The sequence below is a fragment of the Parascardovia denticolens DSM 10105 = JCM 12538 genome (assembly GCF_001042675.1).
GTDB classification, from domain to species: Bacteria; Actinomycetota; Actinomycetes; order Actinomycetales; family Bifidobacteriaceae; genus Scardovia; species Scardovia denticolens.
Genome location: NZ_AP012333.1, coordinates 1630698 through 1654333 on the forward strand (window position 1 = coordinate 1630698; position 23636 = coordinate 1654333).

The 23636-nt window shown below is 60.8% G+C and carries 28 protein-coding genes; 2 read left to right on the plus strand and 26 right to left on the minus strand.

The features are described from left to right. Nucleotides 1-5: 5 nt before the first annotated feature. The 16 genes from PSDT_RS08150 to PSDT_RS06800 all read right to left on the minus strand — a co-directional run bounded on the left by PSDT_RS08150 (nucleotide 6) and on the right by PSDT_RS06800 (nucleotide 7434). A complete protein-coding gene (locus tag PSDT_RS08150; protein ID WP_006288678.1) occupies nucleotides 6-191 on the minus strand; it encodes a type Z 30S ribosomal protein S14 in 186 nt (61 codons plus the stop codon). A gap of 1 nt (nucleotide 192) precedes the next feature. Beyond that, nucleotides 193-762, minus strand: a complete 570-nt coding sequence (gene rplE / locus PSDT_RS06730) for a 50S ribosomal protein L5 (protein WP_006288677.1) — start codon at nucleotides 760-762, stop codon at nucleotides 193-195. Next, complete coding sequence (gene rplX / locus PSDT_RS06735; RefSeq protein ID WP_006288676.1) at nucleotides 759-1094, minus strand: 50S ribosomal protein L24; 336 nt, start codon at nucleotides 1092-1094, stop codon at nucleotides 759-761. Before rplX ends, rplE begins: the two co-directional genes overlap by 4 nt. Continuing rightward, nucleotides 1094-1462 (minus strand): 50S ribosomal protein L14, encoded by a 369-nt coding sequence (rplN, locus tag PSDT_RS06740; RefSeq protein ID WP_006288675.1) that lies wholly within the window; start codon nucleotides 1460-1462, stop codon nucleotides 1094-1096. Before rplN ends, rplX begins: the two co-directional genes overlap by 1 nt. Nucleotides 1463-1532: 70 nt before the next feature. After that, the gene (gene rpsQ, locus PSDT_RS06745) at nucleotides 1533-1799 is read right to left on the minus strand and encodes a 30S ribosomal protein S17 (RefSeq protein WP_006288674.1); all 267 of its coding nucleotides are present in this window, start codon (nucleotides 1797-1799) and stop codon (nucleotides 1533-1535) included. A gap of 2 nt (nucleotides 1800-1801) precedes the next feature. Further along, nucleotides 1802-2056 carry a 50S ribosomal protein L29 gene (gene rpmC, locus PSDT_RS06750; RefSeq protein ID WP_006288673.1) on the minus strand — a complete coding sequence of 85 codons (255 nt, stop codon included), beginning with the start codon at nucleotides 2054-2056 and terminating at the stop codon, nucleotides 1802-1804. Beyond that, nucleotides 2056-2475 carry a 50S ribosomal protein L16 gene (gene rplP, locus PSDT_RS06755; protein WP_006288672.1) on the minus strand — a complete coding sequence of 140 codons (420 nt, stop codon included), beginning with the start codon at nucleotides 2473-2475 and terminating at the stop codon, nucleotides 2056-2058. Before rplP ends, rpmC begins: the two co-directional genes overlap by 1 nt. Before the next feature lie 4 nt (nucleotides 2476-2479). Then, nucleotides 2480-3292, minus strand: a complete 813-nt coding sequence (rpsC, locus tag PSDT_RS06760; protein ID WP_006288671.1) for a 30S ribosomal protein S3 — start codon at nucleotides 3290-3292, stop codon at nucleotides 2480-2482. Next, nucleotides 3293-3652, minus strand: coding sequence for a 50S ribosomal protein L22 (rplV, locus tag PSDT_RS06765; protein ID WP_006288670.1), 360 nt, complete (start codon nucleotides 3650-3652; stop codon nucleotides 3293-3295). Between the two features lie 20 nt (nucleotides 3653-3672). Beyond that, nucleotides 3673-3951 (minus strand): 30S ribosomal protein S19, encoded by a 279-nt coding sequence (gene rpsS, locus PSDT_RS06770; protein ID WP_006288669.1) that lies wholly within the window; start codon nucleotides 3949-3951, stop codon nucleotides 3673-3675. Nucleotides 3952-3967: 16 nt separating this feature from the next. Then, the gene (gene rplB, locus PSDT_RS06775; RefSeq protein WP_006288668.1) at nucleotides 3968-4798 is read right to left on the minus strand and encodes a 50S ribosomal protein L2; all 831 of its coding nucleotides are present in this window, start codon (nucleotides 4796-4798) and stop codon (nucleotides 3968-3970) included. Between the two features lie 30 nt (nucleotides 4799-4828). Next, a complete protein-coding gene (gene rplW, locus PSDT_RS06780) occupies nucleotides 4829-5125 on the minus strand; it encodes a 50S ribosomal protein L23 (RefSeq protein ID WP_006288667.1) in 297 nt (98 codons plus the stop codon). A 2-nt stretch (nucleotides 5126-5127) separates the two neighbouring features. Continuing rightward, nucleotides 5128-5787 carry a 50S ribosomal protein L4 gene (gene rplD, locus PSDT_RS06785; RefSeq protein WP_006288666.1) on the minus strand — a complete coding sequence of 220 codons (660 nt, stop codon included), beginning with the start codon at nucleotides 5785-5787 and terminating at the stop codon, nucleotides 5128-5130. A gap of 4 nt (nucleotides 5788-5791) precedes the next feature. Beyond that, nucleotides 5792-6445, minus strand: coding sequence for a 50S ribosomal protein L3 (rplC, locus tag PSDT_RS06790; RefSeq protein WP_006288665.1), 654 nt, complete (start codon nucleotides 6443-6445; stop codon nucleotides 5792-5794). 13 nt (nucleotides 6446-6458) lie between these two features. Beyond that, nucleotides 6459-6767, minus strand: a complete 309-nt coding sequence (rpsJ, locus tag PSDT_RS06795) for a 30S ribosomal protein S10 (RefSeq protein ID WP_006288664.1) — start codon at nucleotides 6765-6767, stop codon at nucleotides 6459-6461. Nucleotides 6768-7110: 343 nt separating this feature from the next. Next, complete coding sequence (locus PSDT_RS06800; RefSeq protein WP_036737369.1) at nucleotides 7111-7434, minus strand: hypothetical protein; 324 nt, start codon at nucleotides 7432-7434, stop codon at nucleotides 7111-7113. Here PSDT_RS06800 and PSDT_RS06805 point away from each other — a divergent pair. After that, entirely contained in the window at nucleotides 7403-7711 is a 309-nt protein-coding gene (locus PSDT_RS06805; RefSeq protein ID WP_223293530.1) for a hypothetical protein, read from the plus strand. The two genes, PSDT_RS06800 and PSDT_RS06805, sit on opposite strands and share 32 nt — an antisense overlap. A 378-nt stretch (nucleotides 7712-8089) precedes the next feature. On the opposite strand, the gene adhE is transcribed toward PSDT_RS06805, so the two are convergent. From adhE to PSDT_RS06840, 7 genes are all read right to left on the minus strand, one after another. Then, on the minus strand, nucleotides 8090-10783 hold the full coding sequence (gene adhE / locus PSDT_RS06810) for a bifunctional acetaldehyde-CoA/alcohol dehydrogenase (RefSeq protein WP_036737368.1): 2694 nt from the start codon (nucleotides 10781-10783) through the stop codon (nucleotides 8090-8092). A 295-nt stretch (nucleotides 10784-11078) separates the two neighbouring features. Beyond that, the gene (gene rpsI / locus PSDT_RS06815; protein ID WP_006288658.1) at nucleotides 11079-11564 is read right to left on the minus strand and encodes a 30S ribosomal protein S9; all 486 of its coding nucleotides are present in this window, start codon (nucleotides 11562-11564) and stop codon (nucleotides 11079-11081) included. A gap of 23 nt (nucleotides 11565-11587) precedes the next feature. Beyond that, on the minus strand, nucleotides 11588-12037 hold the full coding sequence (rplM, locus tag PSDT_RS06820) for a 50S ribosomal protein L13 (RefSeq protein ID WP_006288655.1): 450 nt from the start codon (nucleotides 12035-12037) through the stop codon (nucleotides 11588-11590). Nucleotides 12038-12240: 203 nt separating this feature from the next. After that, on the minus strand, nucleotides 12241-14466 hold the full coding sequence (gene malQ, locus PSDT_RS06825; protein WP_006290111.1) for a 4-alpha-glucanotransferase: 2226 nt from the start codon (nucleotides 14464-14466) through the stop codon (nucleotides 12241-12243). Nucleotides 14467-14543: 77 nt separating this feature from the next. After that, entirely contained in the window at nucleotides 14544-15179 is a 636-nt protein-coding gene (locus PSDT_RS06830; RefSeq protein ID WP_006290110.1) for an AbrB family transcriptional regulator, read from the minus strand. A gap of 10 nt (nucleotides 15180-15189) precedes the next feature. Then, nucleotides 15190-15831: an IMPACT family protein gene (locus PSDT_RS06835; protein WP_006288650.1), complete on the minus strand. Its 642-nt coding sequence runs from the start codon at nucleotides 15829-15831 to the stop codon at nucleotides 15190-15192. A gap of 3 nt (nucleotides 15832-15834) precedes the next feature. Continuing rightward, the gene (locus PSDT_RS06840; protein ID WP_223293529.1) at nucleotides 15835-17214 is read right to left on the minus strand and encodes an Mbeg1-like protein; all 1380 of its coding nucleotides are present in this window, start codon (nucleotides 17212-17214) and stop codon (nucleotides 15835-15837) included. A 317-nt stretch (nucleotides 17215-17531) separates the two neighbouring features. Between PSDT_RS06840 and PSDT_RS06845 the strand changes: the two genes are divergently transcribed. Beyond that, nucleotides 17532-18884 carry a zinc ribbon domain-containing protein gene (locus PSDT_RS06845; RefSeq protein WP_143828277.1) on the plus strand — a complete coding sequence of 451 codons (1353 nt, stop codon included), beginning with the start codon at nucleotides 17532-17534 and terminating at the stop codon, nucleotides 18882-18884. Nucleotides 18885-19121: 237 nt separating this feature from the next. Here PSDT_RS06845 and truB read toward each other — a convergent pair whose 3' ends face one another. The 3 genes from truB to infB are packed head-to-tail and all read right to left on the minus strand — an operon-like array spanning nucleotide 19122 to nucleotide 23475. Then, nucleotides 19122-20102 (minus strand): tRNA pseudouridine(55) synthase TruB, encoded by a 981-nt coding sequence (gene truB / locus PSDT_RS06850; RefSeq protein ID WP_006288647.1) that lies wholly within the window; start codon nucleotides 20100-20102, stop codon nucleotides 19122-19124. Then, nucleotides 20102-20611 (minus strand): 30S ribosome-binding factor RbfA, encoded by a 510-nt coding sequence (gene rbfA / locus PSDT_RS06855; RefSeq protein ID WP_006288645.1) that lies wholly within the window; start codon nucleotides 20609-20611, stop codon nucleotides 20102-20104. The genes truB and rbfA overlap by 1 nt, the downstream gene beginning before the upstream one ends. Next, complete coding sequence (infB, locus tag PSDT_RS06860; protein WP_036737367.1) at nucleotides 20611-23475, minus strand: translation initiation factor IF-2; 2865 nt, start codon at nucleotides 23473-23475, stop codon at nucleotides 20611-20613. Before infB ends, rbfA begins: the two co-directional genes overlap by 1 nt. Between the last annotated feature and the right edge of the window lie 161 nt (nucleotides 23476-23636).

A 23636-nucleotide genomic window follows, 5' to 3' on the forward strand; every position in this document is an offset into this window, starting at 1 on the left:
AATTTTTACCAACTGGACTTCGTTACGCCTGGGAGCTCACCGGCGTGGGCCTTGTTACGAAGGCATACGCGGCAGAGGCCGAACTTACGATAAACGGAATGAGGACGTCCGCACACCTGGCAGCGCGTATAAGAACGCACAGCGAACTTAGGCTTACGGGCCGCCTTGTTCTTCAGAGCGGTTTTTGCCATATTAGTTCTCCTTGAAAGGGAATCCAAGATGCTTCAGGAGGGCCTGAGCCTGCTTGTCATCCTTGGTGCTCGTGACGACTGTGATATCCATACCACGACGGTGGTCGATGGAATCGGGATCGATCTCGTGGAACATGGACTGTTCGGTCAAACCGAAGTTGTAGTTTCCATTGCCGTCGAACTGGTTGCCGCTGATGCCGCGGAAATCGCGGATGCGGGGCAGGGCCAGGGTCAAAAGACGATCCAGGAACTCCCACATGCGGTTGCCGCGTAGGGTGACGAAAGCGCCGATTTCCTGGCCTTCGCGCAGATGGAATTGGGCGACGGACTTCTTGGCCTTGGTCACCTTGGGCTTCTGCCCGGTGATGAGGGTGAGGTCGCGGATCGCGCCTTCGATGAGCTTGGAGTCGCGGGCCGCGGCGCCAACGCCCATGGAGACGACGACCTTCTCCACACGAGCGACCTGCATGGGGTTGGAATACTTGAATTCCTTCTCCATTTCGGGCACGATTTCCTTGAGATAACGTTCCTTGAGGCGTGGAACAGCTGGTGCTTCCACAGTGGTGCTCATGCTAGCTCCTTACCTGACTTCTTGGCGAAACGAGTGCGGACCCGCTTCACCTTGCCATCACGCGCTTCTTCGGTGACCTTGACTCCCACGCGGGTGGGTTTCTTGGTCTCGGGGTCGATCACCATCACGTTGGAGCGATGGATGGGGGCTTCCACGGAAACGATTCCGGCCTCCTGACCCTGCTGATTGGCGCGGACATGCTTCTTGACGATCTGAACGCCTTCGACGATCAGACGATCGTCCTTGAGGACGCGAAGGACCTTGCCTTCCGCTCCACGGTCTTTGCCGCGGATGACCTTGACCTGGTCGCCGCTCTTGATCTTAGCTACCATCAGATCACCTCCGGAGCGAGGGACACGATCTTCATGAAGCGCTTATCGCGCAGTTCACGACCGACCGGTCCGAAAATACGGGTCCCCTTAGGCTCACGCCCGCTGCCGAGGATGACCGCAGCGTTCTCATCGAACTTGATGTAAGAGCCGTCCTTACGACGGTGCTCTTTGACTGTACGGACGACGACAGCCTTGACGACGTCGCCCTTCTTGACCGATCCACCAGGAATTGCATCCTTGATGGAGGCGACGATGATGTCGCCGATACCGGCATAGCGTCGCTTCGAACCACCGAGCACTCGGATAGCCAAGATCTCCTTGGCACCCGTGTTGTCGGCGACATGAAGCCGTGATTCTGGTTGAATCATTGATTCTCCTTAGCCGAGCTGGTCCTCCCGGCACACCACAAGGGTGTGCCGGGAGCCTTGCCGAACTTATTTACTTAGCACGCTCGACGATAGCGTTGAGACGCCAACGCTTCGTCTTGCTCAAAGGCCGTGTCTCCATAATTGTAACAAAGTCACCGACATGTGCCTCGTTATTCTCATCATGGACCTTGACGTTGCGATTGCTACGCACGACCTTACCATACAGGGGGTGGGTGGAGCGCTGTTCCAGCGAAACGGTGATTGTCTTGTCCATGGAATCGGACACGACATAACCGCGGCGGACCTTGCGCTCGTTACGCTCAAGCTTTTCAGCCATGTTTACTTCTCAGCCTTTCCGCTTGTCTCTTCGGGAGCTGTGGTGATACCAAGCTCACGCTCGCGCAGAACGGTGTACATACGGGAAACGTCCGCCTTCACCGCCTTGATGCGAGAATTGTTCTCGAGCTGGCTGGTTGCCTTCTGGAAGCGCAGGTTGAAGAGCTCTTCCTTGGACTTCTTGATGAGGTCCTCAATCTCGGCATCAGTCTTCTCGTTGAGATTCTTGATACTGTAATCTGGAGTACCGATAGTCATTAGTTGTTACCGCCTTCACGCGCGATGATCCTGCACTTCATGGGGAGCTTGTCGATCGCTCGACGAAGGGCCTCACGTGCGACATCTTCCGAGACACCGGAGATTTCAAACATAACACGTCCAGGATGCACATTGGCGATCCAGAACTCGGGAGCGCCCTTACCGGAACCCATACGGGAACCCAGGGGGTGCTTGGTCAGGGGACGGTCGGGGAAGATGGTGATCCACACGCGACCGCCGCGCTTGATGTAACGGGTCATGGCGATACGGGCGGCCTCGATCTGACGGTTGGTCACGTAGGCAGGCGCTAGGGCCTGGATGCCGAAATCACCGAAATTGATCTCATTGCCGCCTTTGGACATGCCGCGGCGGGCAGGACGCTGCTGCTTGCGGTACTTGACACGCTTTGGAATAAGCATCCGTTTACTCCTTTACTTCTGCTTGTTCAGCCGCTGGAGCTGGTTCGGCGGTCTCAGCCTGAGCCGGGGCCGGAGCGGCCTGCTGCTGGGGCTGGGCGCCGCCGCGGTTGCCACGACGGGGACGGTTGCCACGACGGGGACGGTTGTTCTGGGAAGCCTGCTGCTCCTCGAACTCGCGCTCGGTCATGTCGCCCTTATAGATCCAGACCTTGACGCCGATGCGGCCGTAAGTGGTCTTGGCCTCGAAGAAGCCGTAATCGATGAGGGCGCGCAGGGTCTGCAGAGGCACGCGGCCTTCACGGTAGAACTCGGACCGGCTCATCTCGGCGCCGCCGAGGCGACCGGAGAGCTTGATTCGAATGCCGTGGGCGCCGGCGCGCATGGCATCCTGCTGGGCCTTGCGCATGGCGCGACGGAAGGTGACGCGGTTGGTCAGCTGCTCGGCGATACTCTGAGCGACCAGCTGGGCGTCCAAAGCGGCGTTCTTCACTTCGAAGATGTTGAGCTGGACCTGCTTGCCGGTGATCTTCTCGAGCTTGGCGCGAACGCGGTCAGCCTCGGCCCCGCGGCGACCGATGACGATGCCGGGGCGGGCGGTGTGGATATCCACGCGGACGCGGTCACGGGTACGCTCGATGACGATGCGGGAGACGCCCGCGCGTTCGAGGTCCTTTTCCATCTCCTTGCGGATCTTGTCATCCTCGAGGACGAAGTCGCGGTAACGCTCCCCCACCTTGGTGGAGTCGGAGAACCACTTGCTGCGATGATATTCGGTTACGCCGAGGCGGTAGCCGAAGGGGTTAACTTTTTGTCCCATTTAACGGGCTCCTTCCTTGTCGGCGACGACCACGGTGATGTGGCTGGTCCGCTTGTTGATACGGCCGGCGCGTCCCTGGGCGCGAGCACGGAAACGCTTCAAAGTCACGCCTTCATCAACGTAGGTTTCCTTGACAACAAGCTCATTCTCACGGAATGGGGCGTTCTCCTTGTCGGCCAGCACGCGGGCGTTGGCCACGGCGCTTTCCAAGGTCTTGCGGACCGGGACGGCCGCAGCCTGAGGAGCGAACTTCAGGATGGTGATGGCTTCGGTCGCCTTCTTGCCTCGGATGAGGTCAACCATGCGGCGAGCCTTGCGTGGCGTCACGCGTACGTGACGGGCGATTGCTTTAGCTTCCATATGACTTAACTCTTCCTGCCTTAACGGCGTGCCTTCTTGTCGTCCTTCACATGGCCGCGGAAAGTACGCGTGGGAGCGAACTCGCCGAGCTTGTGACCGACCATTGCTTCTGTTACAAATACTGGGACATGAGTGCGCCCATTGTGCACGGCGAACGTGTGACCAATGAAATCGGGCGTGATCATGGAACGACGGGACCAGGTCTTGATGACGTCATGGGTTCCCCTTTCGTTCTGGACGTCGACCTTTTTCTGCAAGTGGGCGTCGACGAAGGGGCCCTTCTTGATGCTACGAGTCATATCTTACGACACTTCCTTACTTGCGATGCTTACCGGATGGACGGCGACGGACAATCATCTTGTTCGAAGCCTTCTTAGGATGACGGGTACGGACCTCGCCTTTGCCCCACGGGGACACAGGCGGCTTACCACCGCGGGTACGACCACCATGAGGATGGTCCACAGGGTTCATGGACTCACCACGGGTGATGGGTCGCTTGCCGATCCAACGGGCGCGGCCGGCCTTACCCAGCTCGATGTTGGCGTGTTCGGAGTTGCCGACCTCGCCAACGGTCGCGCGGCAGCGGGCGTCCACGTTGCGGATCTCGCCGGAAGGCATGCGGAGCTGCGCGTACGCGCCGTCCTTGGCGACCAGCTGCACGGCAGCGCCTGCGGAACGGGCGATCTTGGCACCGCCCAGAGGACGCAGTTCGATGGCGTGCACGATGGTACCAGTGGGGATGTTACGCAGAGGCAGGTTGTTGCCTGGCTTGATGTCCGCGTTCTCACCGGTCTCGATGGGGTCGCCCTGCTTGATTCCCTCCGGGGCGATGATGTAGCGCTTCTCGCCGTCTGCGTAAGTGAGCAGGGCGATACGGGCGGAACGGTTGGGATCGTACTCGATCTCAGAAACCTTGGCTGGCACGCCATCCTTGTCCCAACGCTTGAAATCGATGAGACGGTACTGACGCTTGTGCCCGCCGCCGCGATGACGGCTGGTCACGCGACCGTAAGAGTTACGGCCGCCAGTCTTGCTGAGTTTACGAAGCAAGGACTTCTCAGGAGTGGAACGGGTGATCTCCGAGAAATCGGAGACGGAGGCGTTGCGGCGTCCTGGAGTCGTCGGCTTATATTGACGGATAGCCATAATTTAGTACCTAACTTTCTCGGCTAACCTTTAGTTACCGAAGATATCGATCGTCTGGCCCTGGGCCACGGTCACGATCGCCCGCTTCTGGGCGGCGCGGTGGCCAAGACCGGTGCGGGTGCGCTGGGTCTTGCCCTGACGATGAAGAGTGTTGACGTTTGTTACCTTGACCTTGAAGATCTCCTCGATGGCGCGCTTGATCTCGATCTTGTGGGCGTCAGGAGCAACCACGAAGGTGTACTGGCCGCGATCGGAGTTGGCGTAGCTCTTTTCGGAGACGACAGGGCGAAGGATGATGTCATGTGCAGTTTTACGGGTTACGGCCATTGTTAAGCCTCCTTGACTGACTCGTCGCCAGCGACGAAGGCTTCGAGGCCTTCCTTGGTGAAGACCACGTCTTCAGCGGTGACGACATCGTAGGTGTTGAGCTGATCGGCGAAAAGCACATGCACGGTCGGCAGGTTACGCACGGACAGCCACTCGTTGATGTTGTCGCGGGACACCACGATGGTGGCGAAGCGGGATTCAACCACGGGCTGCAAGGCGGCGACGGCTGCCTTGGTGGAAGGTTTGTCGGAGATGGCGAAGTCGACCACATGCACGCGACCGGCGTTGAAGCGGTCGGAAAGCACATAATTCAGGGCCGCCAGCTTCATCTTCCTAGGAGTGCGCTGGGAGTAATCACGAGGCACGGGACCGTGGACCACGGCACCGCCAGCGAACTGGGGAGCGCGAATGGAGCCTTGACGGGCACGACCGGTGCCCTTCTGCTTCCATGGCTTCTTGCCGCCGCCGGAAATCCGGGCGCGGTTCTTGACGGCGTGGGTACCTTGGCGGGCAGCGGCCAGCTGAGCGATGACCACCTGGTGGACCAAGGGGACATGCTTGACCACGTCTTCCTGAGCGATGCCGAAGACCTCGGAAGGAGCCTCGACCTGGCCGGAAGCCTTGCCGTTAGCGGAAGTGACCTTCAAAGAAATGTTTGCCATGGTACTACTTTGCTCCCTTCACAGCGGAACGGACGAGAACGATGGCTCCCTTAGGCCCGGGGATGGCGCCCTTGATGGCGATCAGGCCATTCTCGACATCCGCGGAGACGACGGTCAAACCCTGGGTGGTGTGGGTCACATGACCCATGCGGCCGGCCATGCGCTTGCCCTTGAGCACGCGGCTGGGGGTGGCGCAAGCGCCGATGGAACCAGGGCGGCGTTCGTTTTTGTGAGAACCGTGGGTGCGGCGGTAGGACTTGAAGCCCCAACGCTTGATGGTGCCGGCGAAGCCCTTGCCCTTGGTGGTGCCGGTGACGTCCACCTGATCCCCATCGGAGAAGGTGTCGGCTGCCAGTTCCTGACCGGGCTGATAGCTACCGGCGTCCTCGGTGCGCACCTCGACCAGGTGACGGCGAGGAGTCACGCCGGCCTTGGCGAAGTGACCAGCCAGAGGCTTGGTGACCTTGGTGGGGTCGATGGCCCCATAACCAAGCTGAACGGCCTTGTAACCGTCGCGGTCTTCGCTCTTGACGGCGGTGACCACGTTGGTGGAGACGTCCACCAGGGTGACGGGGACGAAGAACCCGTTCTCATCCCAGATCTGTGACATGCCGAGCTTCTTGCCGACAAGCGCAGTGCGATTGATATTCGATGTCATTCTTCCTCCTCCCCTACAGCTTGATCTCGATGTTGACGTCCGCAGGCAGATCAAGACGCATCAGGGAATCGACCGCCTTGGGGGTCGGGTCCACGATGTCGATGAGGCGCTTATGGGTGCGCATCTCGAAATGCTCGCGAGAATCCTTGTACTTATGAGGAGAACGGATAACAACGAAGACGTTCTTCTCAGTAGGAAGAGGAACGGGGCCAACCACGGTTGCGCCTGCGTTCGTGACCGTTTCGACAATCTTCTTTGCCGACTGGTCAATGACCTCATGGTCATAGGACTTTAGCCTGATGCGGATTTTCTGTCCCGCCATTGCTGTCTGCCCTTTCTGCGATTCGTTACATTACCGACCTGTTATTGGGCACTTCAGCACACTCTCCCCCGAAACACCGGGAGGCGAGACCACATCAGTGCGCAGCTCGCAAGTCTTCCTTGCGTCTACGCTCGCTATTCATAATTCAAATATACGAGCCTTGAACAGGCAACTCGTCCATTTAAACACAGCCCCTGGCCAAAGTCAGAAGGCGTGTTTCCCCTTCATCCTTCCGTCCCTCCACGCGCCCGCCGACCTCCACGGCAACGGCACATGGCGTTCATATCCTTCCTGGCAATCGAGGCGCTCGCATATCTCCCGGAGTTCGCGGCAATCCTGGCGCTCAACCAGCGGGGTCAAAGATCGTCTTGGTCCCATGCGGGACGGTCGATACCAGGACGCCGCTTCGGGAATAGTAGGTGAGGGTGCAGGCGGCCGGCCCGAACTCCAGAGTGTACCACCGCTTACGATCCACGGAGTCCACCGTCACCTTGATCTCTTTCTTCGTCTTGAGGTCCTTATAGATGAGGATCAGATCGCCTGGCTCCTTCTCATGCGTATCCGTCTTGGCCTCGATGAGGACCGCCTCCGTGGTCACCGGCCCCAGAACGAGGTCATTGATGGCATGGGATAAGGTGACGAATCCGAAAGCGCCAAGCGCGACCATAGCCACTCATAGCCACTATGGCGACGATATCCGCCAGCGCCTTCCAGACGCCGCTGCCGCTTTTCCATCCGCCGGACCGCCCCCCGTTTTTTCCCCTGCGGAGGCGATCGGGGACGTTCAGCCTGAGGATGACGATGAGGACCGTTACCCCCAAACCGAAGAAGAAGAGGCCGCCCAGACCTTTGCGGATCAAACCGACCAGGCCGATGGACGACATGAAGAAATAGGCCAGGACGAAGCCGAAGATGGCCAGGACGTAGAGGCCAAGATCCAGTAGGGCCAGGAGCCCGGAATCTTTCGGGTCCCCTTCGCCGGCGGAGAGGAAGGGGACGACGATTGCGGGGTCCGGCCGGAAAGATCAGGGGACAAAGCCTGAGGGGTGTCGAAAGGTTTCTGGTCATCTGCGGCCATGGCGTTCTCCAGTCTTCCGTGACGCGATCTGTCTTTCCTTCCATGATACCCGCCTGACCGGTACAGGAAAAGACGACAGTCAGGAGGCGAAGAGAGGAAGATGGACGAGGAAGACGAAGAAGAAGACGGAAGGCGATCCAAGAGGGCAAAGAAAGACCCCGCCCCCGCAGGATCCCTTCAAGAAGAAGGTCACATGCGAGGCGGGGCCAGTCAGCCAAACCTATCCGATCCAGGCCCGCGGTGCCTAAGCGACAGACGCAGGCTGGGTCTTGGCCTCACGTTCCTGACGAAGCTTGTGGCCTTCCGCCTGGGAGACACCGTAGTAAGCGGCGATGGCGATATCCTTCATATCCTCGATCATGGGGATGCGGGGGTTGGCCGGGGTGCACTGGTCCTCATAGGCGCGCATGCCGATGCGGTCCAGCTGCTCCCAGAAGTAGTCCTCATCCACGCCGGCGGCTTGGAAGCTCTTGTCCATGCCCAAACGGTTGTCTCGGTAATCCTCGATCCCGCGGGCCAGGGACTCCACTCCCTCTTCAGGGGTGTCGGCCTTGAGGCCCAGGTACTGGGCGACCTGCTGATAACGCTGGGGAGCCACGTACTTGTTGTACTTCGGCCACGAAGTCGGTTCATCCGGAATCTGCCCGTTGTAACGGATCACATAAGGCAGGAGGATGGAATTGGTACGGCCGTGAGCCACGTGGCAGACGGCCCCGATGGTGTGAGCCATGGAGTGGCACATGCCCAGGAAGGCAGAGCCGAAGGCCATGCCGGCCATGGTCGCCGCGTTGTGCACATGCTCTTCGGCCATGGTGGCGTTCGGCCCCTTGTTGACCGACTCATCCAGGTTGTCCCAGAGGAGCTTCATGCCGTGCAAGGCCATGGCATCGGTGAAATCGTTGGCGTAGCAGGAAACGAAAGCCTCCAGGCAGTGGGTCATGGCGTCTATGCCGGAGTCGCAGGCCACCTTGCGGGGCTGGGTACGGGCCAGCTCGGGGTCAATCACTGCCACGGAAGGGGTCAAGGCGTAATCGGTGATGGGGTACTTGAAGCCGGTATCCTTGTCGGTGATGACCGCGTAAGGGGTGACTTCAGACCCGGTGCCGGAAGTGGTGGGGATGCAGACCAGCTTGGCCTTGTGCCCCAGCTCGGGCAGGCGGAAGGCGCGTTTGCGGATATCGAAGAACTTCTCCTTGATGTCGCGGAATTCGATTTCCGGATGCTCGTAAAGGAGCCACATGATTTTGGCCGCGTCCATGGGGGAACCGCCGCCGACGGCGATGATGGTATCGGGCTGGAAGTCCTCCCTCATCATGGTGGCGCCGCGTTCCACGGTCTGCACCGAAGGCTCGGGCTCCACATAGTCGATGATGCGCCACTCCACCTTGTTCTGACGGAGCTGGAGCTGACGGATGGTCTTGTCGATGACCCCCAGCTGCAGCATGGTCTTATCGCAGACGAAGCAGACCCGGTTGACCCCGACCATATCGCGCAGATACCGGATGGCGTTCGGCTCGAAATAGGTCTTGGGCGGGATCTTAAACCACTGCATATTGTTGTTCCTTCGTGCGATGCGCTTGATATTGATCAGATTGACGGCCTGGACGTTCCCGGAGATGGAGTTGCCGCCATAAGAGCCGCAGCCCAGGGTCAGGGAAGGAGCGATGGCGTTGTAGATGTCGCCGATGCCGCCCAGGGACGAAGGGGAGTTCCAGATGATGCGGCAGGCGTGCATGCGCAGGCCGTATTCGCGCACCAGGTCCTCGTTGTTGGTGTGGATGGCGGCCGTGTGCCCTTCGCCGAACCGCAGCATCTGCTCGCACAGGTCGAAGGCCTGGTCCTTGTCCTTGGCCTTGAGGATCGCATGCACTGGGCTCAGCTTCTCCAGGGTCAGGGGCTCCTTGGGGCCGACTTCCTTGCATTCGGCGATGATGATGGTGGCGTCATCCGGAATCTCGAAACCGGCCTCGTGAGCGATCCACTGGGGGGATTTGCCCGGGACGATGGAATTCAGACGGGGGGCGGGAGCTCCTTCGGCCGGGTAGGCGGCGACGCCGAACATGTATTGTTCCAGCTTGGCCTTCTCCTCCCCCTCGACGAAGTAGGCCTTGCGGCGCTTGAGTTCTTTGATCAACGAAGAGTAGATGCTCTTGTGGGCGATGATCCCCTGCTCGGTGGCGCAGATCATGCCGTAATCGAAATGCTTGGACAGGACCAGGTCGTTCGCCGCCCGTTCGATGTCGACATCCTCATCCACATAGGCGGGGGCGTTTCCGGGGCCGACGCCCAAGGCTGGCTTGCCGGACGTATAGGCCGCCTGGACCATGCCAGGGCCGCCGGTGGCCAGGATGGTCGCCACACGGGGGTGCTTCATGAGGGCGCCGGTCGCCTCGATGGAAGGATGCTCGATCCACTGGATGCAGTTCTTGGGCGCCCCGGCTTCAATGGCCGCATCCCGCACGATGCGGGCCGCTTCGGCCGAGCACTTCTGGGCGAAGGGGTGGAAGCCGAAGACGATGGGGCACCGGGTCTTCAAGGCAATCAGGCACTTGAAGATCGTGGTGGAAGTGGGGTTGGTCACGGGGGTGACGCCGGCGACGACGCCGACCGGCTCGGCCACTTCGGTGATGCCGTCGACTTCGTTCTCGCTGATCACACCCACCGTGCGCTGGTTCATCATGTGATGGGTCACATGCTCGCAGGCGAAGATGTTCTTGGTCGCCTTGTCCTCCACCAGGCCTCGGCTGGTTTCCTCCACGGCCATCTTGGCCAAGGTCAGATGCTCATGCAGGGCGGCCAGGGAGGCCTTCCCCACGATGTAATCGATTTTCTCCTGGTCGTAGGATCCGTACTGGTCCAAAGCCGCCAAGGCCTTGGAGACCAGGTCGTCCACTTCCTTTTCCGCTTCCAGGACTTTTGCGTTGTCTTTTGTAGCCACAAGGGCTCCTTTCTTATACGTCCTCAACACGTCTGTTGCGAAGGAATGCCAAGAACGTTGAAACTACGGTATTTCTGTTCTTGATGGGCATCGCTGCCCATAACCCCTAATATGAATTACATCACATTCCACAGATATCATTCGGCCTTTGTGTCTTTGATCGTTTTGCGGCGTCTTGGAACTCATCATGAGATTCGCCGTACACTCAAACGGATATACAAGACATACAAAAAGACCCCGTGGCTAAAACCATGGGGCCCTCCCGTCGTAAAGGCGGAAACGCGAGGCGAAAGCCTTAACGCTTGGAGTACTGAGAAGCCTTGCGAGCCTTGTGCAGACCGGCCTTCTTGCGCTCGACGACGCGGGCGTCGCGGGTCAGGAAGCCAGCTTTCTTCAAAGCGTGGCGGTTGGCGTCGCGGTCGATCGCGTTCAAAGCGCGGGCCACGCCCAAACGGACGGCCCCGGCCTGACCGGTCACGCCGCCGCCATCAACGCGCACCTTGACGTCGAACTTGCCTTCGAGCTTCAGAAGCACGATGGGCGAGTTGACCTCGCGCTGCTGCAGGCGGCTGGGGAAGTACTCTTCCAGAGTGCGGCCGTTGATGGTCCACTTGCCGGTGCCGGGAACCAGACGCACGCGGGCGACGGCTTCCTTACGACGGCCAGTGCCATAACCAGGGGCGATGGCGGAAGCGCCGGTACCGGCACCCTGATTGGTCTCAGAAGTATAAACGGTGGTTTCCTCGGCTTCGGCAACCGTGGAGTTTTCTTGATCAGCCATGAGTTGATTCTCCTTTCGGTTTCCTACTTAGCCTGCTGGGAGACCTGATCGATCTCGTAGGCTACTGGCTTGTTGGGTGTATGAGGATGCTCTTCGCCACGATAGACGTGCAGACGGGTCAGCTGCTTACGGCTGAGCTTGTTCTTAGGCATCATGCCCTTGACGGCGGCGGTGACGATCCGCTCCGGGTTGCTCTTGAGCAGCTCGGCGTAGGAATCGGCGCGCAGGCCTGAAGGGAAGCCGGAATGATGATAGAGATTCTTGTCGAGCTTGTTGCGGCTCAAAGAGATCTTATCGGCATTGAGGACGATGACATGATTGCCCGCATCCGCATGAGGAGCGAAAGAAGGCTTGTTCTTGCCACGCAGCAGGTTCGCCACTGCCACGGAAAGACGGCCCAGGACCACATCGGTGGCGTCGACGACGTACCACTCATGGCTCAGATCGTTTGGCTTTGGTGAAAATGTTTTCACTGTATTGACCTTTTCTTGTATTGTGTTCCAGACGCGCGCCGAGAATCCGGGCGGTCCGGCCGTGGTTAAAAGCCGGCGAACGCCCTGTTTCCAGGCATACGTCACTTACTGTGGGCTCCCTGAAAGTCCTTATGCGAGTGGGAAGCGCTTTGAAAGACCCCTGAGGGAACACAACAATGGAATATCATAGAGCAGAATATCGACTACTTCACCCGGTTCATCACCTGAGCCAGACTCCGGGCGCGGGGAGAGTCGAAAATGCCCTCCACGTAAGCCACATGACCGTCGTGGTCGGCCAAAGGGACGCGCCAGTTGGGGTACTCGTTGTTGGTGCCGGGCTGGTTCTGAGCCCGACGCTCCCCCACCGCGTCCACCAGGCAGGCGCACTTGAGCTTGGAAGGCGAATCCATCAAGGCCCTGTGCAAGGCCTCGATGATCTCCTGCTCATGGGCCGGCTCATCGGCCAGCAGCCCCTGGTCCAGATATCCTTCCTGGACCAGCATGTCCATCATCTGCTTGTGCTCATACCGGGCGGAGGCCATGAAGTCCTCCACGGGGACGGTCAGCAGGCCCAGCTTCTCGCGGATCTTCACATGCTCGTAGTTGAGGTATCCTGCGGTCGGAGGCAGGTCGTGGGTGGTGACCGAGGCCAGGGCCATGGTCCTCCACTTGGACGGAGGGACGAATTCCCCGTCATACTGCTGGTACCATTCGATCACGCACCCCATGAGCCCATGGGACTTGAGGGAGTCGGCCACATAGTCGGGAACCACGCCTAGGTCTTCGCCCACGACGGTCCCATTGACCCGGGAGGCTTCCAAGGCCAGGATCCCCAGCATGATGGAGGAATCATAGTGGACGTAGGTGCCTTCGGAGGCGGGACGGCCTTCGGGGATCCACCAGAGACGGAAAAGCCCCAGGATGTGGTCGATCCGGACGGCCCCGGCCTTGGCGAACATGCCCGCCACCATGTTGCGGTAGGTGGCGTAGCCGTTCTCCTCCAAGTTGACCGGGTTCAAAGGCGGCTGGGACCAGTTCTGCCCCTGCTGGTTGAACATGTCCGGCGGGGCGCCCACGGTGGCCCCGCGGGCGAAACGCCCGGGATTCCACCAGACCTCGGCCCCTTGCGGATGCACACCCACGGCCATGTCGGACATGATGCCGATCTTCATGCCGGCCTGGCGCGCGGCCTGCTGGGCCTGGGCCAGCTGGTCCGTGGCGATCCATTCCATCCACATGTAGAATTCCAAAAGCCGGGGATACTTTTCGCACAGCTCGGCCACTTCAGGCGAGTCCTTGGAATAGGTCTTCTCCCAGCATTCGGGGTCGTCGCTGGGGGCTCCCCATTTGTCGTAGGCCAGGCACCAGACGGCGTAAGCGCGCAGGTCCTCGCCTTCCTTCTTGCAGTAAGCCTCGAAGGCTTCCCTGCGGGAGGAGGACAGGCCGGCCTGGAAGATGGTCCACAAGGCGGGCTTCTTCAGGTCCCACATGGCGTCGCGGTCCAGACGGTTGGGGTTTTCGTTGAGTTTGCGGGCTTCCTGATGGAGTTGGTCGACCTTGGCCTTGTCTTGGGCGGAAAGCGACCCATACTCGGCGATTGCTTCGGGCCGGATATAAGTGAAGTTGATGTAGCGGCGGGAGATTGGCAAGTAAGGGGAAGGAGTCAGCGGGGGAACCGGCTCGGCCGCATGGACCGGGTTGACCAGGAGGAAATCGGCCCCGCTCTTCTTCTTGGCGTCCACCAGCAGGGTGCGCAGGTCGGCGAAATCACCCACCCCCCAGGAATTCTCGGAACGGACCGAATAGAATTGGGCCATCCACCCCCACAGGTCCCCTTCTTTCAAGGGGTCGATGAGGTCGATCTTCTCGGGGACGCAGATCAGGAAGGCCTGGGTGGTCCGTTTGCCGACGGTCACCCGCAGCTTATGATAGCCCAGGGGGACATCCTCAGGCAGGACGGCGTAAGAGGTGTCCATGCTCTTGCCGTCGACCTCGACGGGCTCGTCTCCGGGGGCGTAACCGGCTTCCAGGGCCAAAGGCTCGCCGTTTTGGTAGAGGTCGCCGTCTTCCAGGGCCACCGTGACTTCAGGAGTCTGGTCAGCCGGATGATGCAGCTTCACCTTATCCACCGTGCCGAAAACATGAAGGACGGTCGGCTTGATGAGCCGGGTGGCTTCCTCTTTCTCGTGCTCTTTCAGGGCCTTGAGCATCTGTTTTTCGGATTCGGCCTGCACCCCCAAGGCTTTGAGGACGGCCACCAGGACGGGATCGCTGATTTCGTTGAAAGCCCCATCCTGTCCGGTGTAGGCGGTTGCCACCCCGTAAGCATGGGCGAGTTTGATCAAAGGACGATTGCTGCGCTCTTCGCTCTCCTGCAAAACTGCCTTAGTCTTGGGTCGAGCCTGAGCTTTCTCTTTATTTTTCACCATAAGTCCTAGATTAACTTATTCAGAAGGCGACATGCGCACGTTCAAATAAATCGGACGAAATCATCAGGACCTTCGATTCAGCCCCGGTCCAAAGCGGCTTGGGCCGCATGCTGCACGTCAGGGACGGGGTCGCCGGCCAAGGCTTTGAGGGTTTGCTCGCTGGCCTGGGGATTCTCCGCCACGGCCCGCCGGACCATGGCCGACAAAACCAGGTCCTGCCCCTCCTGGTCGCCCCTGCCGAGCGAACCCAGATAATCCAAAGTCTTCGCACTGGTCCGAGGGTCTTCCGCTCCTTCCATCCGCATCTTCCACGAAGTCTTGGGGTTGACCAGGGCGGCCTCCCTCACGACAGCGTCCTTGTCTTTGGTCAGACGCCCGGCCAGCCAGTCCTTGACGTCATGGTTGCCGGCCACGGCCGCCCTCACTTGGGCTTCGGGGTCGGTGGACAGCTTGACCAGGATGTTGGGAAAGGGCATGGTCGTGGCCAGGAAAACGCGGTCTTCCACCGGGGTGTTCAGGTTGCCGGCCACGGCCTCCAGCAAAGCGGTCGCCCGGGAGAAAGCGGCCCCGTCCTCCCTGTCCGGCAAAGGACGCCGGGCCTCTTCGCTCAATTCCTGGGAGTCCTCGGAATGGCGCAGATGTTCATAGGTGGTGGTCAGGGTCTCCCCCATCGGCTGCTGGGCCCCCTCCGGCTGGCTGTTTTCCTCGGTCATAGACTCCAGCCTAAATCCCCGAGCCGACTTGCACCGTCCGCTCCAGCTCCTGGCCGGCCACGGCCCCTTGGAAGGCGGAATCGACCGCCGCCTCAAAGGCTTCCTTCCCCGCTAGGGGGACCTGGGCCCACAGGTTGACCCGGTCGGTGAACTCCTCGCTCCGGACCTTCCCCCCGGCCTGCTCCAGCAGGCGACGCAGACGGTCATGCTGAGGATAAGTCAGGCGGAAAAGATAGGTCTGGCTGAGGATGAGCGGGGCTTTCCCCGCGGCTGACAAAGCGGCTGACGCGGCGGCCGAGTAGGCCCGGACCAGGCCCCCGGCCCCCAGGAGGATCCCTCCGAAATACCGGGTGACGGTGATCAGGCAGAAACTGGTCCCCGACTGCTGCAGGAGGTTGAGGATCGGCCGACCCGCCGTCCCCGCCGGCTCGCCGTCATCGCTCATCCTTTCGGCCGCCCTCCCTTGCTCGGCCCCCACCAAGGCGGCCCAAGCCACATGCCGGGCTTTGGGGTTGTCCCCTTTGACCCGGTCGACCAGGTCCTGGCACTGATCCAGGCTATCGACATGGCAAGCCAGGCCGATGAAATCGGATTTCTTCTCCTGATAGAGGCCCCGGGCGGGATGGTCGGGGGGATTGGTCACGGTGAGCATGGGTCAGACCTTCTGTTTGGGGGAAGGTTGCGGGTTCTGCGGGGTCCGTTGATTCGGCCGAAGGCCGGGGAGGGTCGGGGGGAGGATGGGAGAGAAGAAATTGCCTATCATGGATGGGATCAGCATGGCGATGATGTCCTTGACGGCGGCCAGGACGATGGATTTGTCCCCCGGCTCCAGCTGTCCTATGACCGCGGAAATCTTGGGCCAGGCAGAGGAGAAGTTGTCCTTCAGCTCCTGGATGTTGTCGTAGCCGCCCGCCTTCAAGGCCTGGTAGACGGTGGTGACGATGGTTTTGCGCTGGTCGTAGGGGCGGGCCTGCAACCAGTTGCGCAGGGAATTGTCGAAACGTTCGGCGTTGGGGTCGATCTGTCCGGCGGGCACGAAATCCCTCTTCTCCACCAGCCAATTCAGGCAGTAATGCTGGGAGACGCCGGTCGTGTTGCTCTTGACCAGGTCGAAGCGGCTCTCCGGACGCATGAGCTGGCCGATGACCGTGTATTGGGGGCAGGTCTTGTCCTCTTTCGGCCCGATCCTCTTCCAACCAGGCAGGTCATAGAACTCCTGGTGGAAACCGGGCCCGTCGTGGGAATAGACGGCCTGAATCCTGTCTTGGACAGCCTCCTCGGCCATGACGGCCGCATAAACGGCCATGTTCCCGCCCTTGGAGTGCCCTCCCACCAGAAGGGGGCGGGCGGATTGGGCCGCCACCGCCTGGGTGTAAGCCACGGCTTCGGTCTGGGAGGGAATGACCGGGCTATAGGTCATGGCGAAGTCTTCCTTCCAACCGACCAGGCTGGGTTCCGTCCCCCGGAATGCTAGATACTCCCGACCGTCGGGAAGCAGGTAGGTGACCGCGGCGAACTGCTGTTCCTCCCCGTCCAGGGTGTTTTCGTTCTGGGTGTAGTTCCCCACCCTCAGCTGGCGGAAACGGGGCGAGGCGCACACGGCTTCCAGAAGAGGTCGATGTTCGCTGGTCAGTGGATCCCCCTTGAACATGGAGGCGAATTCCTCAGCCCGATAAAGCTCGGCCAAGGGGAGGAAATTATCCAGGTCGCGGGGTTCCGACTCGGGTTCCGATTCTTCGGGCTTTTTCGACCCTTTCGGTCCTTCTTCCTTCCTTTCTGATTCAAGACCCGATTGGAAGAAGGAGAGGAGCGAGCCCTTCCACCGATCCCACCAGGTAGGGGAGGGGGCGGGCGAGGGGGAAGGGACCGGGGCGGGTAGGGGACTGGTGTAGCCAGGCAGGTCCAGATGCGGGACGTAGGAGGGCAGGGCCAAGTAGGTCAACTGGGATAGGACCAGGGAATCGACCCGGGAAAAGGGACGCTGATCGAATGTCTCCATCATCGTCTGAGCGTAATCGACTATATTGCCCATCATGCCTCCCGGCTTCATGAGGTCAGACGGGCCCACGCCCATCTTGTTATACAGAATTATAGTCGTCTTGCTGGATGCTTCCTGAATCCGACCTGAACAGGTCAGGGGAACTCAGACGGTCTCCCCCCCACCACCGCTTTTCGCGCGATTGTCGTCATGATTTCCGTCGGAATCCTTGCGCGGATCGTTCGGTTCCGCTCATGTTTCATTCAATCCGGTCTCACTGGTCGAACAAGGCCTTAGGACTCGATTTCCTTTGAACCAGGTGGTCTGATAGACTGGAATGGTCGTTGACTGAGATCATGAAAGGGAGGAAGTCTATGCACTGCCCTCAATGTGGAACGCCTGTAGATCCACAAGCGAATAATTGTCCTAACTGTGGAGCGCCTTTGCCCCACGCCAACCAGAACCAGCCGGAGCAGGCCGGATTCCAGAATCAGCAACCTGCGCAGCCGGCCTATCAAGCGGTGGGCCAACCTGCCCAGCCGGCCTACACCCAGTCATATCCTCAACAGGGTCAGAGCCAGCCTTCCTACTCCCAGCAGCAGTACTCCCCCTACGGGCAGACGGCCGTCCAAGCCACCCCAAAGAAAAAGATGAGCCGCGGGCTCAAACTCGGCCTCATCATCGGCGGCGGCGTCCTGGTCCTCCTCCTCGTCCTCGGCGGCATCTATCACTACCTCAGCACTTCGGTCTATAGCCCCAAGAACGCCGCGAACGAATACATCACCGCCCTGTCCAAAGGCGAATTCTCCAAAGCCACGTCCTTGGTCAAGCCCAGCGGCGGCGATACCAGCCTGTTGACCGACTCCGTCGGCAAGGGAATGAAGTACCGGATCTCCGACCCTCAGGTGATTTCCACCACCAAGATGGGCGATCACTGGAACGTCGTGGTCTCCTTCCGACTCAATAGCCGCACCGTGCGTGCCACCTTGCAGGAGAAGGAGAACGGACGGCAGGCCGGCCTGTTCGCCAAGTATGAGGTGACCACCAGCCTGGCCAAGAACCTGACCATCACCGCCCCCGGCATGCTGAGCAAGTCCGCTCTGAAAATCAACGGGGTGGAAGTGAAGCCTTCCGGCTCCTCCACGGACGCCACGGCCGCCGGCGACGCCACCGACCAGCGCTCTTATCTGGCTTACCCCGGCTCCTACTCAGTGGATGCCTCCAGCTCCAAGTTCTATACGACCAACTCCCCCTCCACCAGCGTCTATGGGAGTGATTACCAGAGCAATTACGCCATGGAACTGCGCATCAACCCCACCTCCGCCTTCGCCTCCGCCCTGCAGGACGCCATGAAGACCAAGCTGAACGAGTTCGCCAAGAACGCCGGCCCCCAGGTCGCCGATCGCGTCAAGAGGGAACTGGGCAGCCGGGCCAACGGTTTCGGGATTTCCGTGGAAGTCAAGATCGTCAGCATCCCTGACGTCCCCTCCACTTCCAACACCTACACCTGCCGCTACAACACCTACTCCTCCTGCCTGTGCATGGGGGACGGCACCGTGACCCTCAAGGGCATCAACATGCAGGACGTGATCACCATCACCTCCCCTAAGGGAGAGAAGAAGACCCAGACGCAGGACATCCCCAACGCCTACGTCCGCGGCAACTTCACCATCGATGGCGACACGATCAACCTGACCTTGAACCCAAGCGACACCTCGGTGAACTAAAACAGGCCTCGAGACCTGGGATTCAAGCGATTCCCAGGTCTCGGGACTAAAGCTGAAGAACTGAAAATCCAAACTGCGGTTCGTCGAATCAAAGTTTGAAACTCAAAACCGAAAACTGACTGAAGATCAAGAAAAGTTTGATTGAAGATCGGTCGAAAATAAAGGAAAGCCCAAGGAATCCCGCTCACAAGGCGGACCTGGGGCTTTTCTGTTTATTCCGGTTGGTCCCGGCCATCCCTACTGGGCGGGGAGGAAGACGGTGGCGGGCTTGGCTTGATGATGTTTCCATGGTTCCAGAAGAGCCACCAGCTCATGATCCGTGGCCGTGATCGCGGCGGTCAGCCCGGTCACGGGGATGGGGAGGGCGATTCCGTGGGAAAGGGCCACCTTCTCCTCTTCGCTGATGGGAACGACCGGCATGGTCAGGCTGGCGGCCTGGGCCGGGCTCAGACAAAAGGCGGCGGGGTCTTTGACGACAGGCGGGTCGAAGACCACCTCCGGCCGACAGATTTCCTCCCCCCTCCTGTTCACGAACCGATGCTCCCCCACGGTCGCGATGGCGGCGGAAGTCAGGCCGAATTTCCCCACCCGCAGCCGGCGGAGCATGATCAGATGGGCGCCGACGCCCAGAAGTGAGCCCAGATCCCGCCCTAAAGAACGGATGTAAGTGCCGGATGAGCAGGTCACCCGGGCATGGACGTCAAGCACGGGAGTGGCACCGGCCTGGGCCTCGTCCACGGACAGGATGGTGAATTCCTCGATGGTCACCGGCCGCGCGGGCAGATGGACTTCCTCCCCCTGCCGAGCCAGGTCATAGGACCGCCGCCCATTGACTTTGATGGCCGAATAGGCGCTGGGGACCTGCTGGATCCGGCCGGTCAGTTTTTTCGCCGCCTCCCAGATCATCTGCCTGCTGATGGCGGACAGGTCAAAGAATCCAGTCAATTCGCCTTCGGCGTCGTCGGTCGTGGTCGCTTGCCCCAGGCGGATGACGGTCTCGTAAGTCTTATCCGCATCCGTGATGGCGTTGAGCAGACGCGTGGCCTTGCCAAAGCCCAGGACGAGGACGCCGGTGGCCATCGGGTCCAAAGTGCCGGCGTGGCCGACTTTCCTGGTATGCAGCAGCCTGCGGGCGGCGGCGACCACGTCATGGGAGGTGACGCCTTGGGGCTTATCCACCACCATGACGCCGGAATCAGGAAGAAGGGGGCTGGGCATCAGAAGGATTCTACCTGGTCGGCCTCATTTTCGGCCGCGCTTTCGCCTTCGGCATCATCCTTGTCCTCATCCTTGTCCTCATCATGACGATAAGGATCGGCATCGCCGGCGTAATGGGCCTGCTCCCGCAGCTTGGCCAGCTCCTGGTCCCGCTTGTGGGCGGCGGCCATGATGTCCTCTACCGTGGTCGCCCTGGACGGTACCTGGTCGAAGATGAATTCCAGCTGAGGGGTAAGGCGAAGACCAGTGGAACGGCCGACCAGGCTCCGCAGATGTCCGCGGGCCTGGTTCAGGGCCTGGGCCGCGCGCTTGCGTTCGCCCTCCTCGCGGCCTTCTTCGCCCAGCTGGGTCCAGTAGATTCGGGCCAGCTGCATGTCGTTGGTGACCCTGACCTCGGTGACGGTCACCCGTTCCAGGCGGGGGTCGTGCAGATCCGTAGCCAAGGCCGAAGCGACCACGCGCTGGATGACTCCGGATATACGGGCGGAGCGGGGGTTGACTTTAGCCATTATTGACGCTCGACTTCCTGCATCTCGAAGGTCTCAATGATGTCTCCCACTTCGATGTCATTGAAGGTGCCCAGGTTGATACCAGCCTCGTAGCCTTCGCTGACCTCTTGGACGTCGTCCTTGAAGCGACGCAGGGAGGAGATCTCCAGGTCGTTGACGGTGACCACCCCATTGCGCATGATCCGGGCCTTGATGCCTCGCTTGACGGTGCCGTCCTGGACCATGACGCCGGCGATGTTGCCGAACTTGGAGGAACGGAAGATCTCGCGGATCTCGGAGTGGGAGGTGACCACCTCTTCGAACTCCGGCTTGAGCATCCCCTTGAGGGAGGCCTCGATTTCTTCGATGGCCTGGTAGATGACGGAGTAGTAACGGATGTCCACGCCTTCGCGCTCGGCCAGGTCAGCCACCTGACGGGAGGGGCGCACGTTGAAGCCGATGATGACGGCCTTATCCACGGTGGCGAGATTGACGTCGTTCTGGGTGATGGCGCCGACGCCGCGGTGGATGACCTGGATGCCGACCTCGTCGGAGACCTCGATCTTCATGAGGGAGTCTTCCAAGGCTTCCACGGAACCGGACGAGTCGCCCTTGATAATGACATTGAGCATGTCGATCTCGGACTTGGCGAACTGCTCCTTGAGGTTCTCCAAGGAGACACGCTTATGGCGGCGGGCCAGCTGGGCGGCGCGCTCGGCGGCCTCGCGCTTTTCGGCGATCTGACGGGCGGAACGGTCATCAGGGGCGACCAGGAAGAGGTCGCCGGCCGAGGGAACGGAAGTCAGACCCAGGACGGCCACGGGGGTCGAGGGGGTGGCGGCTTCCACGTTCTCGCCGTTCTCGTCGAGCATGGCGCGGACGCGTCCATAGGAGGTGCCGGCCACGATGGCGTCGCCCACGTGCAAGGTCCCTTGCTGGACCAGGACGGTGGCCACGGCGCCGCGGCCCTTATCCAAGCGGGCCTCCACGGTGGCGCCCCGGGCGTCGGTGTTGGGGTTGGCCCGCAGGTCCAAGGTGGCGTCGGCCGTCAGGAGAACCGCTTCCAGAAGCTTGTCGATGTTGGTCCCCTGCTTGGCGGAGATATCCACGAACATGGTGTCGCCGCCGTATTCCTCAGGAACCAGGCCGTATTCGGTCAACTGGCCACGGACTTTCTCCGGGTTGGCCCCTTCCACGTCGATCTTGTTGACGGCCACCACGATGGGCACATGGGCCGCCTGGGCGTGGTTGATGGCTTCCACGGTCTGAGGCATGACTCCATCGTCCGCGGCGACCACCAGGATGGCCACATCGGTCAGCTCCGCGCCTCGGGCGCGCATGGCGGTGAAGGCCTCATGACCAGGGGTATCGAGGAAGGTGATCTTGCGGTCGATGTCGTTGAGCTTGACATGGATCTGGTAGGCGCCGATGCGCTGGGTGATGCCGCCAGCCTCATGCAAGGAGACGTTGGATTTGCGGATGGTATCCAGCAAGCGGGTCTTACCATGATCGACATGGCCCATGACGGTGACAACCGGAGGACGGGGAACCAGGTTCTCTTCATCCTCTTCCTGATCCAGATCGATATCGAACTGCTGCAGGAGGGCCTTGTCTTCCTCCTCGGCGGAAACCAGCTGGATCTTCCAGCCAATCTCATCGCCCAGAATCTGGAAGGTGGATTCGTCCAAAGACTGGGTGGCGGTGGCCATCTCCCCCAAATGGAAGAGGACGGTGACCAAAGAGGCGGTAGGCACGTTGATCTTGTCGGCCAAATCGGACAGGGTCGCGCCTTGCTGCAGACGGACGACCTGGCCATTGCCGGCGGGGATGCGGACGCCGCCAATGACCGGCGCCTTCATCTCCTCATACTCCTGCCTCTGCCTCTGGCGGGCCGCCTTACGGGCCTTGGAAGATTTTCCTCCCTGACGGCCGAAAGCGCCTGCCGCGCCGCCGCGGCCACGGCCGCGACCGGCAGGGCCACGCCCTGGAGCGCCGCCGCCGGGACCGCCAGGAGCTCCCGCTCCCCCGCCGAAACGATTATGATTGTCTCCGCCAGCGGCACCTTGATGCCCCCAACGGGCGGCGGGCCCTTGACCAGCACCCTGACCGGGCCGGGCGCTACGAGCCGCCGCCTGGCCGGGGGTCGGCCTGCCGGGACGGCCTCCGTTGCCCCTGCCTGGGCGGCCGTTCCCGTGACCTGCCCCGAAGCCCTGGCCCGGACGGCCTCCACGGCGTCCGCCGCGACCTTCGCCTTCGCCAGCCCCGTTGCCACGCCGGTTCATAGGGTGGGGCCGGGGGATGTCACCTGGGGTGGGCACGCCCATACGCTGCTTGCTCATGAAAGGATTATTCCCCGGACGAGGGGTCCCCGGCTTGTGAGGACGGGGGGCCGGAGCGTGATCGCCTTGGTTTCCTTGCCCTGGACGGCCGCCTTGTTGCCCGGAAGCAGGCTGGCCTTCGGCCTGACGACGGGGACGGGATTCAGGGGTCTCCTTGCCGCGACGGACGTCATCATCGGCCCGGTTGACCGTGGCCTGGGCGGCGGGATTCACGGACGACATGGCCGCCCGCAGGGTCGCGCTGCGCGGATTGGGGGCGTTGTTGTGACCTTTGTCGTTCTTGTTGCCCTGAGGGTTGCGGGGGCCATGGGAACCCTTGCCCGCATTCCCCGCATGGGCGTTGCCAGCCTGGGCGGACCCTGCGCCCGAGCCCCCTGCCCCGGCGCCGGACTGGGCGAAAGCGGCGCGCACTTTGCGCACCACAGGTGGTTCCACAGTGGAGGAAGCAGACTTGACGAATTCGCCCATGTCCTTGAGCTTATTCAATACGTCTTTGCTGCTGACGCCAAGTTCCTTGGCTAAATCGTACACGCGTGCTTTAGGCACTCAAATCTCCTGTTCTATGGCCGCGCGCACGTCGGCACGGCTTATATGATACGGCTGAATTCCCGTCTCATCGTGCGACCATATTTCTTTACCTTAACTTTCCCAGCTTTTTAAGCCTATCAGCCCTTTACTTTACTGCATCCCATAGAAGATAGGGAGGG

Excerpts from the sequence above, each read along its gene's own strand:
- rplB (WP_006288668.1), bottom strand. The coding sequence starts at position 4,798 with ATGGCTATCCGTCAATATAAGCCGACGACTCCAGGACGCCGCAACGCC.
- rplV (WP_006288670.1), bottom strand. The coding sequence starts at position 3,652 with ATGGAAGCTAAAGCAATCGCCCGTCACGTACGCGTGACGCCACGCAAG.
- rpsI (WP_006288658.1), bottom strand. The coding sequence starts at position 11,564 with ATGGCTGATCAAGAAAACTCCACGGTTGCCGAAGCCGAGGAAACCACC.
- PSDT_RS06800 (WP_036737369.1), bottom strand. The coding sequence starts at position 7,434 with ATGGTCGCGCTTGGCGCTTTCGGATTCGTCACCTTATCCCATGCCATC.
- rpsJ (WP_006288664.1), bottom strand. The coding sequence starts at position 6,767 with ATGGCGGGACAGAAAATCCGCATCAGGCTAAAGTCCTATGACCATGAG.
- rplX (WP_006288676.1), bottom strand. The coding sequence starts at position 1,094 with ATGGTAGCTAAGATCAAGAGCGGCGACCAGGTCAAGGTCATCCGCGGC.
- rplE (WP_006288677.1), bottom strand. The coding sequence starts at position 762 with ATGAGCACCACTGTGGAAGCACCAGCTGTTCCACGCCTCAAGGAACGT.
- rbfA (WP_006288645.1), bottom strand. The coding sequence starts at position 20,611 with ATGGCTAAAGTCAACCCCCGCTCCGCCCGTATATCCGGAGTCATCCAG.
- rplN (WP_006288675.1), bottom strand. The coding sequence starts at position 1,462 with ATGATTCAACCAGAATCACGGCTTCATGTCGCCGACAACACGGGTGCC.
- rpsQ (WP_006288674.1), bottom strand. The coding sequence starts at position 1,799 with ATGGCTGAAAAGCTTGAGCGTAACGAGCGCAAGGTCCGCCGCGGTTAT.
- PSDT_RS06840 (WP_223293529.1), bottom strand. The coding sequence starts at position 17,214 with ATGATGGGCAATATAGTCGATTACGCTCAGACGATGATGGAGACATTC.
- PSDT_RS08150 (WP_006288678.1), bottom strand. The coding sequence starts at position 191 with ATGGCAAAAACCGCTCTGAAGAACAAGGCGGCCCGTAAGCCTAAGTTC.
- rplW (WP_006288667.1), bottom strand. The coding sequence starts at position 5,125 with ATGGCCGTAACCCGTAAAACTGCACATGACATCATCCTTCGCCCTGTC.
- rplP (WP_006288672.1), bottom strand. The coding sequence starts at position 2,475 with ATGCTTATTCCAAAGCGTGTCAAGTACCGCAAGCAGCAGCGTCCTGCC.
- PSDT_RS06830 (WP_006290110.1), bottom strand. The coding sequence starts at position 15,179 with ATGACCGAGGAAAACAGCCAGCCGGAGGGGGCCCAGCAGCCGATGGGG.
- rpsC (WP_006288671.1), bottom strand. The coding sequence starts at position 3,292 with ATGGGACAAAAAGTTAACCCCTTCGGCTACCGCCTCGGCGTAACCGAA.
- PSDT_RS06835 (WP_006288650.1), bottom strand. The coding sequence starts at position 15,831 with ATGCTCACCGTGACCAATCCCCCCGACCATCCCGCCCGGGGCCTCTAT.
- rpmC (WP_006288673.1), bottom strand. The coding sequence starts at position 2,056 with ATGACTATCGGTACTCCAGATTACAGTATCAAGAATCTCAACGAGAAG.
- rpsS (WP_006288669.1), bottom strand. The coding sequence starts at position 3,951 with ATGACTCGTAGCATCAAGAAGGGCCCCTTCGTCGACGCCCACTTGCAG.
- PSDT_RS06845 (WP_143828277.1), top strand. The coding sequence starts at position 17,532 with ATGCACTGCCCTCAATGTGGAACGCCTGTAGATCCACAAGCGAATAAT.
- truB (WP_006288647.1), bottom strand. The coding sequence starts at position 20,102 with ATGCCCAGCCCCCTTCTTCCTGATTCCGGCGTCATGGTGGTGGATAAG.
- malQ (WP_006290111.1), bottom strand. The coding sequence starts at position 14,466 with ATGGTGAAAAATAAAGAGAAAGCTCAGGCTCGACCCAAGACTAAGGCA.
- rplD (WP_006288666.1), bottom strand. The coding sequence starts at position 5,787 with ATGGCAAACATTTCTTTGAAGGTCACTTCCGCTAACGGCAAGGCTTCC.
- rplC (WP_006288665.1), bottom strand. The coding sequence starts at position 6,445 with ATGACATCGAATATCAATCGCACTGCGCTTGTCGGCAAGAAGCTCGGC.